At 40.8% G+C, this 12324-nt stretch carries 7 protein-coding genes; all 7 read right to left on the bottom strand.

Features of this window, described 5'->3' with window-relative positions:
* Positions 1-633: helix-hairpin-helix domain-containing protein (locus tag ACFE90_RS15100; RefSeq protein WP_375501819.1), on the bottom strand; the 633-nt coding region annotated here is incomplete at its 3' end.
* A gap of 378 nt (positions 634-1011) precedes the next feature.
* Positions 1012-1392, bottom strand: coding sequence for a hypothetical protein (locus ACFE90_RS15095; protein ID WP_375501817.1), 381 nt, complete (start codon positions 1390-1392; stop codon positions 1012-1014).
* Between the two features lie 1044 nt (positions 1393-2436).
* Positions 2437-3525, bottom strand: coding sequence for a 3-deoxy-7-phosphoheptulonate synthase (aroF, locus tag ACFE90_RS15090; protein ID WP_375501815.1), 1089 nt, complete (start codon positions 3523-3525; stop codon positions 2437-2439).
* A 398-nt stretch (positions 3526-3923) separates the two neighbouring features.
* Positions 3924-4877: an SDR family oxidoreductase gene (locus ACFE90_RS15085; protein WP_375501813.1), complete on the bottom strand. Its 954-nt coding sequence runs from the start codon at positions 4875-4877 to the stop codon at positions 3924-3926.
* A 62-nt stretch (positions 4878-4939) separates the two neighbouring features.
* Positions 4940-5638, bottom strand: coding sequence for a DUF4386 family protein (locus ACFE90_RS15080; protein WP_375501811.1), 699 nt, complete (start codon positions 5636-5638; stop codon positions 4940-4942).
* Between the two features lie 133 nt (positions 5639-5771).
* Entirely contained in the window at positions 5772-6752 is a 981-nt protein-coding gene (locus ACFE90_RS15075) for a hypothetical protein (protein ID WP_375501809.1), read from the bottom strand.
* Between the two features lie 172 nt (positions 6753-6924).
* On the bottom strand, positions 6925-11868 hold the full coding sequence (locus ACFE90_RS15070) for an amino acid adenylation domain-containing protein (protein WP_375501807.1): 4944 nt from the start codon (positions 11866-11868) through the stop codon (positions 6925-6927).
* Positions 11869-12324: the final 456 nt, after the last annotated feature.

Genomic DNA, 12324 nt, shown 5'->3' with positions numbered 1-12324 from the left:
CCCTGCCCCCTGCCCAAACGAAGTAAGGCATCTCACAAAATCGCATCGCTCCCGTTGGTAAGGGTTATGGGTTACTGTAGCGATCGCTTCATCCTTATATTGCTTGTAAATCTTCACAGCATAAGTGGTAGAAACGCCATGCCCCTGGAGAAACACCATTACTTCTTTGATCGCTTTCTGAGTTGACCAAGCGTTTTTGATGAGAGTGATCCGCTTTTTGGCAATACCCTGGACTTCAATCAGTCGTTCTATTTGGTTTTCGATGATGTCCAGCGTTTCTAGCCCGAAGTGGGCAACGATGCGCTTGGCTGTAACTGGCCCCACACCTTTAATCAACCCACTACCCAAGTATTTTTCAATTCCAGTGAGAGTAGCTGGTTTGGTTTTTTTATAATTGACTACTTGGAATTGTGACCCAAACTGAGGATGGTCACGCCAGAAACCAGTTAGCTGTAAAGTCTGACCTGGCTGAATATTGGCAAAGCTGCCGACAACTGTGGTGAGTTCGTTGCTACGGGGGCGGGTCAGTCTTGCCACAGTGTAGCCTGACTCAGCAGAGTAAAAAGTTAAACGTTCTACGACTCCGGTGATTGTTTCGTGTTGGGGAAAGGCGCTTACATGAACTCTTTCCAAACTTAGGTAATTGGTTTATTGATATCTGTTGTTGTAAAACAAGCGTAGCTTAATTTCTATAAGCAATTTTTAAGCTCTAAAGCACACTAAATTTACACTGTTTCACTTCCTGCTGACAACAAGTGTATAGGCTTTTCATGCGTAGATCAAAAGGAGGAAAGGGGTTGCCGTCGGCAACCCCTTTCCTCCTTAAAATTATTATCATTCTTTCAGGAATCCTATTGCTTGTTTTTTTTGGAAGAATTTATTCTTTGGAAGTCCCTTAGACTAACTTACATTTGAGCAAGTAATTTCTGTCTCTTCTTATAACTTTATCCTAGAAGCTCTTTTCTATGCAGCTTCACATTAAATTGGTATGAATCCTTACGAAATGGTAAACTATAGATTTTGAGATGAAACTCTAATTGCCGGCTTGCCATCTAGCAAAGTTAAGGTCAGACAACACTTTCCGATTAAGTCAGAATTCCAACAGTAGATTGGAACTCCTCCGTAACAGCAAGAAAACTCTTTAACCGTTTGTGGTAAGTCTTGAAAAGTAATATTTGTTTGAACTGAATTCATTGCCGAAAGAGCTTCTGCTAGTATAAATATTGAACCGATTTCACCTAATCTTCTGTTTTCTAGCGAAATAGTATTGCCAAATGCAAGTTGATCTAGTTCTAATTCTGTAATCTGTAATCCTATAAGTTTCATCCCTTTCTGAACTTCGCTTGTTTCTAGACCTTTTTTTAATTGTGTTAACTTAGATACAGTAGACATAGTTTTTAAAGCTGTAATAATAAAAAATTAGGTTTATAGGTTTGTATGATGTTGAAAAGCATAGGTTTAACTGGTAACAAAGGCTAAAATTAAACTTCAAGATAAGATTTTAATACAGATTTTATTTAACCTTTGTACTGCAAGAACCTATAAAGTTTTTTCTTTCTTCTTTCTACCTTCAGCAACCCGTGATTGATCACCAAAAGCTGATAATAACCATAATTTTGCTGATAATTTCATCAACTTTTGAAATAATGCTTGTTAACTTACTAACATTAGTTCTACAAACAATAACGCTTCAGTTGCTAACACCTTGAGTGCCTCGCTCAACTAGGACGTTCACTGAGCAGACTTAATACCACTACCATCATCACTGGTAATGTGAAAATTTGCTCTCTTAACTTTTCGTTGTCTTTCCTGATGAAAATCGCAGTAGCTCCAAGCTTGATAGTTTTAGAGGATGTTTGAAAAGTCCTATTGTCAGTATCAAAAGTTTTATAGCCCTCTAAATCTCCCTTAAAAAGGGAGATTTAGAGTCTGGTTCCTCCTTTTTTAAGGGGAAATCTAAAAGTGCCTAAAGCCACAGGGAAACACTTTTCAACCAACCTCTTAGTAGCGCAAGTACGTATAGCAATCCGATTTGATTCCTAAATTACTCGTAGAGACTGGGGATTGGGGACTGGAGACTGGGGACTGGGAACAAGGAATAAAGGTGTACTGAGTTTTTTTCAAAAATAAAATATGAGCCCTATAGATTTCTGTTTCTATTTTTTCTATTGCTGAAGCTGGCACCTGTATTTATCTTCTTCGGTCTGGATTTCCTATTTTTAGGTGCGAAAAGTAGCCATTTTGACAACTCATTGTCTTGCTATCTTTGCTCCCCAACTTTATGTCTAGCGCTTTCTTTTTGCTAAGTTGACATCAATGAAAACTACTAAGGATTCTACTAGGGCTTGATCGTTCAAATTTTTTATTAGCAACAGGACAGTTAAAGATTTAAGGAAGTCCTAAACCACTATTAACTTTAGATGGAGATGAATATGTTTAATAGCTCACCAATGAGATAGTTTTTGGCTTTAGATTTGTACTATTGCTGTGAGGCGAACGACCAAAGAATTGACTTAGGGCAGTTATTTCGTGCATTAATTCCTTAAATCCTTCCAATGTCAGTGATTGAGGCCCATCTGAAAGTGCTTTAGCTGGATTGGGGTGAACTTCAATCATCAAGGAATCTGCACCAGCAGCTATTGATGCCATTGTCATAGTTGGCACAAATTCGGACTTACCTGTGGCATGACTAGGATCAATCATGATAGGTAAGTGGGTCAGGGTTCGCAAAACTGGAATTGCAGATATATCAAGCGTGTTTCTTGTAAACTGTCGGTCAAAGGTACGAATTCCTCGCTCACATAGTATAACGTTTGGATTACCTCCGGCTAAAATATACTCTGCTGACATCAACCAATCTTCGATAGTGGCTGACAGTCCCCGCTTCAGTAGCACTGGCTTAGTGGTAGCTCCTAGCTTTTTGAGAAGTGAAAAATTCTGCATATTTCGGGCCCCAATTTGCAACACATCTGCTACTTCGATGAGCTTGTCTAAGTCATCTGTGTCCATGATTTCTGTAATGATTCCTAAACCTGTAGCTTCTTTAGCTTTTGCTAACAAAGCTAGAGCGCTCTCACCGTGACCTTGGAAAGCATAAGGTGATGTACGGGGTTTATATGCCCCACCACGTAAAAATTGTACACCGTATTCTTTCACTGCTTGGGCTGTCTCGACGATCATTTCTTCGTTTTCTACCGAGCAAGGGCCTGCAACTACAACTACAGGATGGTTTTGCCCAAAAGTTATAGGTCCATTAGGTGTTGGTACTACAACCTCACTATGTTCTCCGTAACGAAATTCTAAAGAAGCTCGTTTGAAAGGCTTTTTAACCCTAATTACTTGCTCTATAAAAGGGTTCAAATTTTGAATCTGGCGTGGATCAAGTTCTGAGGTATCTCCCACCAAACCGATTACTACTTTGTGATGACCTATACAGATTTCTGGTGTAAGTTCATAGCGACGAATTTCTTCATTTACTTGTTCTATTTCCGCAGATGGGGTGAAGGGTTTCATTACAATAATCACTAGTTTGTCTACTCCTTGAATAGTGCAAAAATTGATAATTTTTAGCGAAAAAGTTGATCCAGGTTCGCTGATTTATTGTTAAATATTAATCAGTTAAATATTGTAGGTTTATGCAACTAGAGAAAAATTATTTTTAGGTCAGGTGCTAGGTATAGTGTACCCAAAAGCTCCAAAGATGGGAAGGATTCCTATCCTTGATGCAAACATCCCTTAACCCACTGCTGTACAGTGACTTTTTATTTGTTGCTGTGCCAAATTAATGTCATTGAGGGTGTAAAGCTTGCACTCTCTAGCATTAAGCTGAGAAGTAGCACAGTTGCCTTCCCTTATGGTGATAAACATTGCCATAAGAGAAAAGGAATGAGATAGTCTAACCTTGACAAAGCTAACCTTAACTTTTACGTTTTTAAGGTTTTGAGATGTTCGCTATACCATGTCAAGGTGTGCCGGATAGCTTCACGTAAAGGGGTAGCATGGTTGCCAAATGCTTGAACGTATTTATCATGATTTACAACAAATGGCTCATCAAACTCATACATCATCTCGACGGTTTCACGAGCTTCTGGGATAAAAATCCCGCCTAGTCGCATCATGAACTTACCCATTTTACTGATTTTTGGTGGGTGTCCAGCTTCCTCAAAAGCTATGTTGATAAATTGTCGAGTAGTGATAGTCTCAGCATTAGGTACGTGCCAAATTTGACCCAATGCTTTATCCTGTTCCCCTAACACCACCAATGCCTTGCCAAAGTCATCGATAAAAGTATAAGTATGAGGGAGGTCAATTTCACCGATCGCTGATGCAGGCTTCCCAGTCAGTACAGAGGGAAAAATGCGATCACCCATTACAGAATCAAGTACTAGTGGCCCATAGAAGTCCGATGCTCGACCAATAGCAACTCGTACAATACCTCTACGGTGTGCATCCAAAAGCGCCTCTGCCATCTGCCCACGGACGCGCCCTTTGCGGGTGGTTGAAGCATTCGGCATATCTTCCCGCAACACACCATTGACAGGGCCATACATATAAAGATTATCTCCCACAACTAGCTTTGCGCCATTGGCGGCTACCCCTTCGACAATGCTAGCTTGCAAGGAGGGAAAAAACTCTGGCCATTGGGTGTAGGCTGGTTGTGCGCATTGGTAAACGACTGTCGCCCCACTAGTAACTGTCTGTGTATTTTCGGAATTATAAGCATCGCTGGCGATGATTTCCACATTAGAGGGTACGTCTGCTTTGCCACTGCGGTTAATCATACGCACCCGTTTGTTCCGAGCTAGCAGTTCACGCATGACGGCTTGTGCTAGGGGGCCAGTACCAAAAATTACATGGAGTTCTTCTGTTGTGTTCATGGGTTGGTTTTGATATTAGGAGAATTATTTTTTTAGATAATAATGCCAGGTTTCATTTAAAGTTAGACGTTTTTGTGTCTTAATAAGGTTACACCTGCGGCTAAAAACCAGAGTTGGAGCATAGTTACTGACACGCTAATAAATGCTCCCAAATCCACCCCAAATAGTTCTATTAATTGAGTTGCCAGAAACAGAGCAGCGACGATCCCAAATATTCCTAACCAACGTGGTAGCATTCTTGAACGTAATAAGTAAATTGAGATGATTGCTAACCACAATACGGTAAATAGGCTAACACCTAATACTTCACCGACCGAGCCAGCGTAGTCATTGAGGGTTTTATAGACAACAGGGATCGCTTCACGAGTTTGTGCAGAGATTGAAGGATCGGCATAGACTTGCGCTAAAGCTGGCATCGGTACTAGCCAGCGAATAATGCCAAGGCTACGAGTGACGGTAGATGCGATTCCGAAACCTGTTGCCACTTGGAGCCATATAGAGTTGGTTTCCCCATTGCTAATGACACGAGCAGTTAATAAGGCCACTACCCAAAAAAGTAGTGAATAAAGAAGATAGATCAGATAACCAATTCTGACTGGTTCAGCTTTTTCAATTAGTAATGGCAGCATTATACTAGCAGGTTCACCAAGGCTAGCTGGCCAGTTGATTGCTGCACCAAGAATAAAAACCGGCACAAACAGCAGTAGACTTTCAACAACTAATACCAGACCAGCAGTTCGGTAAAGTGCTTTGATAGACATAAAGGAATTTATTTTTGACATGATTACATGAGATGAGGAACACATGATTAGGTAGTAGAGACATTGTATTGCAACGTCTCTACTTGGGAAAATTGGGATAATTTTGATAACTAAAACTAATTATGGATAATTGTTAGTTCTGTAGTTTCTTGCGCTGGGACACAGCAACCAAAACTCCAAACATAAATATTCCCCAAGAAAAAGAAGCTTCTGGAACTGCTTTTAGCGCAACTGCGCGAATTTGCATCGGGTATGGCAGAAGTATCATATCGTATCCATTGCCGCTTGCAAAATTAATATCCAGTTCTCCAAAGTTCTCGTTAACTATCTGTACTCCACCACCAGCAGCGTTAACATCCTTTAAAAAAGCTGTGGCTAAACCTGCCAGCAATGGAGCTAAGTCAGATGCTTTTTTTGCTGCAATTGGGTCGGTAAAACTACTTTCAAAATCATCATCAAATGATGGTGTAGAACCGTAATCGACAATTGAATAAAAATCAGAATATCCAAAATCGACTATTTTAGTATTGCCACTATAGAGTGATATTTCAACATCATTTGGATTAGCTTTATAAATTCTTTCCTCAAGCGGTGTATTAGGATCAGCGTACCAATCTTGACCGAATATATCTGCACCTAAATTCCAAGTTTTGTTAAAATCGCGATCGCTCTTTTGACCAAACACAAAGCTAATATCATTGAGTGGGATGCCATAATTTGTCAGGTATTGACCAAAGCTAGGGAAGCTATTAATGCTAATCAAACTTGTCATTCTGGTAGCACCGCTAGCAGGTTCTTCCGGGCTTCCTTGGCGACCAGTCCCGTAATATGGGGCATTGTTGAAACCTGGGAAATCTCGGCGCGAATTTAGACCGATTTCCTTATGACCGTGATCTGGAGCCGAAGGATCTGGATTATAGAAAGGCACAAAACCTTGATTTTCAGTCGGCGATCCATTTAACCCCAGAAAATTACTAGATGCTATTGGTCGTGATTTAATAAATTGCAGTTGGTTGTAGTCAAAGCTTAAGTTTGCGGCTTGGACTGGTGCAATTGCAGATAAGGTTACAGAGGTGGTAAGTCCAATAAGTGTAGACAGTTGATAAGTACGCATATTTAAGGTTTTAAGGAAGCTTTATTGACATTTTCAGCATCATATCACTGGTGTGATATTTTGTAGAAATACCGCAATCTAGCTTGAAAATAGGGAGTGCGGAGGGCGTACAGACGCGATTATTGCGTCTGTACTAGAGAATGTGGGAAAGACTGATGGAAAGTTTGCCACCCTAATAGGGTTTGTGAAAGTGATTTGTCACTTCTACGCCATTGCCTACTAAAGGTACAATGGCTAGCATCTCTGCCATAAGTTCCAAATAGCGATCGCCAAGTCCACGAATAGTTGCAGGTAGATGGAAATTACGAGAGTATTCGATTTCTAAGTGAACAGTGCCATCGGTGATGGAGAAGAAAAACTCTAGTAACGTTGTACGTTTCTGGTCAGGAGAGGACAACCGACTATCTCTATCTTCCTCAATAAACTCAAACAGTTCTGAGGAGGGAGCAGTACGATTTCCTAAGTAGTTAGCTCTGACTGGTGTGAGATTATTATCGGGATAAACATGATGAGGAAGTTGCTCAGAAATCCAATCAAAAGTTACACCGTTCATCGGTAACTCGTTAAATTTGTCTTGGATTTCCTTGGTGGTTTGCTCCCACTTGATAGAACGTCCTACATTAACCCCGACAGGGAAATTCATCGCAAAGTTACCAACACTATTTAAAAACGTATGCGTGCTATCTAGATTTCTGCCGTAGCTGCGATGGCTAACTACTACCCAATGTTGTCTACTCCACTCAGCCATCAACCGATACAAGGTAGAAAGTAGCAACGTGTAGACATTACATTTGTAATACTGTTTGGCTTCACGTAAGAGAATGTTACTGCTGTTTTTGGACAGGGTAAATTTTTCGCTGGCGGCGGAAGCCTCTAAATTAGCACCTTTTTGATGGTCAAAGGGAACTTGGAAGGTATATTCCTGAGAAGGAAATTGAGATTTCCAATAATCTACATGACTTGTCAAAGCTCCCTGTTGTTCCGCCTGCATCAGCACACGCACATAGTCTATATAAGAAGGTGTCGGAGGGAGAGGCTGAGAACTCTGAGTTCTGTTCCCCAACAACTCGCTGTAGGTCAACCATAAGAGATTAAAAATCACCCCAGTACTTAGCAAATCACCGATGATATGATGTCCAACCAGCGAGATATCGTAGCAGGATTCATTCACCTTGATCGCGATTACTTTCATCAGCGGCCATTGGTTGATTTGAAACTGTTGAGCTATTTCTTGTATCCGGTTGTGGATTTCACTGTCTCGCTGTGCAGATGTAAGATGACTACCATCGTAGAATTCAGCACTCAACTTTTGCTCTGGGGAAATTAACTGTTGCCACCATTGTTGATCTCGTTGCACAAACACAGTCCGTAGAGCAGGATGAGTTTCCAGTACAACATTGAGAGCTTGGTTAAATATCTGTGCGTCTAATGGTTGATGGAAAAGAAAACGCGTGTACCCATTCCATTGATATGGAGCCTCAAAGTATTTCACTAACCAACGTTGAGCAGGGCCTAGAGGTAAGTATTCCTGGGATACTGTTGGCTTTTCTTGGGTGATAGCAGCCAAAATAGCCTTGCGGTCTAGCTTGCCATTGTGGGTTTTAGGTAGACTGGCTAGCCATTCCCATCGGTGAGGAATCATGTAATCAGGCAAGCGTTGAGCCAGGAATTCCTTAATTTGTTGATTGTCTACTTGAGAACCAGCCAAGCAAGCTATTAACCGTTTTTGACCATTTTCGTAATCCACAGCTAAAACGGCAGCTTCATTAATCGCGGGATGGCTATTGAGAACACTTTCGATTTCACCCAGTTCTACACGGAAACCACGTATTTTTATTTGGTGGTCAATGCGTCCACGATACTCAAAACTGCCATTGGGCAATTCCATAGCTAAATCGCCGGTTTTGTATAAATATTCCCCTGGAACGTGGGTAAAGGGATTCAGTCGGAATGCGTCTGCTGTACGTTGTGGATCTTTGAGATAACCTTTAGCCAATTGCACACCGCCAATCCATAGTTCTCCCATTTTTCCTGGGGCTAATGGCTGCATCTGTTCATCCAAGATTAAGATATGCACATTATCTATAGCTTTACCTATAGGAATGCAGATTTCTTGTTCGCCTGGACGTTGACGAATAATGTGTGCGGTGACATCGATGGAAGCTTCAGTGGGGCCATAAAGATTGGCTAAACCAACACTCATGCCATACTTATCAATCCAACGCTGTACAAAAGGTACAGGTAAAGCTTCACCACTAAAGACTAACCAACGCAAATCGGGAAAAGTCCATGATTCTGATTCTAAAGCATTACAAAATTCTCCAAACAAGGAAGGAACAAAGTGCATGACATTGATTTGGTTATCTTTAATCCACTGTGCTAAGAGCCAAGGATTTTTGACTGTTTCTGTTTCCACAGAATAAACAGTAGCTCCCACCATCAAAGGCCAGAATATTTCCCATACTGATATATCAAAACAGCAAGATGTTTTTTGGGCAACGCGATCGCCATAACGTAATTGAAAAGCATTCTGCATCCAAACCAGGCGATTCATGTAACCCCGATGGTTGAGCATCACTCCTTTAGGTTTACCTGTAGAACCAGAGGTGTACAGTACTGTCATTAAGTCATCAGGAGTATTAACATTGGCAGGAGCTATGTCTGAACAACGCGCCCAAGTCTTTTTGTTTAACTGTGTCCAAGCTTTACCTTGCTCAAAAATACCCTCATCTAAAAACATCAAAGTATTTAAAGGTAACTGCTCAGTAAGGCATTCTGCTAACTTGTTTGTCAAGCGATTTTCTGTTAGCAAAATTCCGATTTCAGCGTGTTCTAGTATGTACTTAATCCGTTCATGAGGATATATAGGATCTAAAGGAACGTAAGTTCCGCCTGCTTTGAGAATACCGAGAATACCCACAAACATCAAAGGCCCACGTCGTGTCATGATCCCCACAAACACACCTGGTTTAACTCCCTGAGCTTGCAAATAATTAGCCACCTGATTGGAAAGACGGTTCAACTCTGCGTAGGTAATTTGAGTTTCCCCATCCGTCACCGCTATGGCATTGGGAGTACGCTTGGCTTGCTCGATAATTTCCCAGTAAGGAATTTCTTGGGGTTGTTGATTGTTGACAACTGATTGGTTTTGTAAAGAAGATGATTGTTTCTTCCCAAGTAGCACAGCCATTTCTTGCAGACTGCGACAAGAAAGCAAAGCTTGACGATTTACTTTGCCTAACCGTTTTTCTAACCTCGTAACAATGCGGATGAGTTCCAAAGAATCCATTCCCAATTCTGCTTCCAAATCCTTAGCCATATCATTGTCAGTAATCTGGGAATGGCAGATTTCTGTGGCGATTTTTTGCAGAAGCTGCGCTATATTTACATCTGTTTGTGTCTTGGGCAGTGCCTGCGTTAGTTGCTGAGATGGAATTTTTAGTGAGGCTAATTCCTGGATTTTGGTAATATATTCCTGCATCAATTCATCGATAACAGACTCAGGGAAAAAGTTACTGTCGTAGCTAGCGAACAAATGTAAACTGTCGTCAAATATTTCTTGCAATATATCAATTGTTCCCGCAGCATTAATACCACCTGCGCGATAATCGATTACATCTATGGGGCCATATTTGTTTTTAATATTAGTCTGTCCTGTAAATGGACAGTATAAATTTGATTTCAGGATACGGCGATACATAGGTAACATCCGCTCAGGGATTTTGCCATCTTCTAAAACAATATTGTCTCGGAAAGCGATCGCCATTTGACGAGTTTGGGCGCGATCATAACCATTAACTAACCCTTGTTGGATTTCCTGATGAACGCGGTTTAACAAGCGTTGCCAATCTTCATTCAGTGCTGGTAAATCTAGGCTAATGGACAAATTCTGAGCAAAACTACCCACCACATCAGAAGCATCTATGCCAGGATAAACCCGTCCACTGGTGGGAACTTGAACCATAATCGGTTCGTTTTTAGACTTCTCAAACTTGGCAACAGCCCGCACAAACGCACCCACTAGTAAAGAGTTAAGTGGTAATCGCCATTCACGAGTTTGGGCAATGAGTTGATTAGTAATGGACTTTCCTAAGGAAAATCTGCGATTATGGAACTTTGGACACAGGGATGTGATGGCATTTCCTGTTGGATTCCATAAGTAAGAATCTTTGCCTCGCCGATTTACATACTCGACCAGCGCTTTGTCTTCTTCTGGGTCTTGCCAGGCATTAATTGATTGCACTAATTCGCTATAATCTTGGACGGTTGTAGGTGGCTGCAAATTAGGTTGTTCACCGCAGACATGGGCCCGGTAAATTTCCATAAATTCGCGTAAGATGACATGACATCCCAGGGCATCAGAAATGAGATGCTCGTTGGCTAACACCAGTTGATAGACTGAATCTTCCAGCCGAAAAACAAAAAATCGATGTAGTGGCCACTCTGTCATTTGCCATTCATAATTGAGGCAGCGATGCAATTCATCATTAATTAGCTGTTCTTGAGCCTCACTATGAAGATGCCTGATATCAGTAACAGGTATATCAGGAGGAGTGGAGTTTTCCATGACTACCATTTCGTAATCCTTGAATCTGGTAGTATCGGGAGGAATTATAAAGCGCGATCGCAGCATAGGATGACGAGCCAGCAAGTCCTTCCAAGACTGCCAAGCAACGTTTGAATCAAAATCACCTCGTAAACGTAGAGTAGAAAATAAGCTAATTGAATTTACTACCCAATGACCGAGTAAATGAAAATATTGCCCAGAAAGAATCTCAACCTGCTCTGTTTCCTGCTCCTTTTGATTGATAATACTTGCAGATGGCGAAGAATCATAATTATCTATTTGGGAAACTAAGCATTTATCAACTATTTGCACGACATCGCCCAAAGTTTGCAATTGCATCAAATTTTGCAAAGGCAATGTCTCCATAAATTTGGGTTGTCTTTCTTGGGGAATTAGTGCTACTAATCCATTCAATAGTTCCATCATTTTGATGGAATCTAATCCTAAGTTACCCTCCAAAAACATATCTCGTTCTAATTCTTCTGCATCATGTCCAGTAATTTTGGCAACTAGGGAGAAAATAGGCAATTCTAAGCTCTTAGTACTCATTGCATCCTCTAAAAAAATTAATATTTGCAATAAAAATGTCCAACGTCTTACCTAATTAAGTAAGTATTGTTTTGAAGTCTAGTTATTCATACAAAACTAAATTTGAATGGCTAAGAATTACGAGAAAAATTAATCTTTGCTCTTGTTATGTTACTTATCGCCTTGATCTGGGCTATTTATGCAAAAAGTTAAGAGCAATAAAACAAAGAGTTAGCTTTCTTTGTCTATTGCTTCCTAACTAATTTTGGAAGTTTTATTGCTCTGTGGGTGTTAGTGGTCAGTTATTAGCTGTTCTGCCACTGACTACAGACCTCTGACGAAACTTTACCCACAAGGGGGTAGAGTTTTCTAATAACTTCAGCCTATTTACCAAATCTCTGCAAATCCTGAGCCAGCTTGATGTAACTTGACTGGCGTTGGCTATCGGTGAGTGGAGATAGTTGTTCCATTGACAAC

The sequence above is a fragment of the uncultured Nostoc sp. genome, assembly GCF_964245445.1.
In the GTDB taxonomy this organism is placed as follows: domain Bacteria; phylum Cyanobacteriota; class Cyanobacteriia; order Cyanobacteriales; family Nostocaceae; genus Nostoc.
The sequence above is the reverse complement of the archived record's forward strand: the minus strand, read 5'-3'. Positions and strand labels throughout refer to the sequence as shown.

Excerpts from the sequence above, each read along its gene's own strand:
- ACFE90_RS15080 (WP_375501811.1), bottom strand. The coding sequence starts at position 5,638 with ATGTCTATCAAAGCACTTTACCGAACTGCTGGTCTGGTATTAGTTGTT.
- ACFE90_RS15085 (WP_375501813.1), bottom strand. The coding sequence starts at position 4,877 with ATGAACACAACAGAAGAACTCCATGTAATTTTTGGTACTGGCCCCCTA.
- ACFE90_RS15075 (WP_375501809.1), bottom strand. The coding sequence starts at position 6,752 with ATGCGTACTTATCAACTGTCTACACTTATTGGACTTACCACCTCTGTA.
- ACFE90_RS15070 (WP_375501807.1), bottom strand. The coding sequence starts at position 11,868 with ATGAGTACTAAGAGCTTAGAATTGCCTATTTTCTCCCTAGTTGCCAAA.
- ACFE90_RS15095 (WP_375501817.1), bottom strand. The coding sequence starts at position 1,392 with ATGTCTACTGTATCTAAGTTAACACAATTAAAAAAAGGTCTAGAAACA.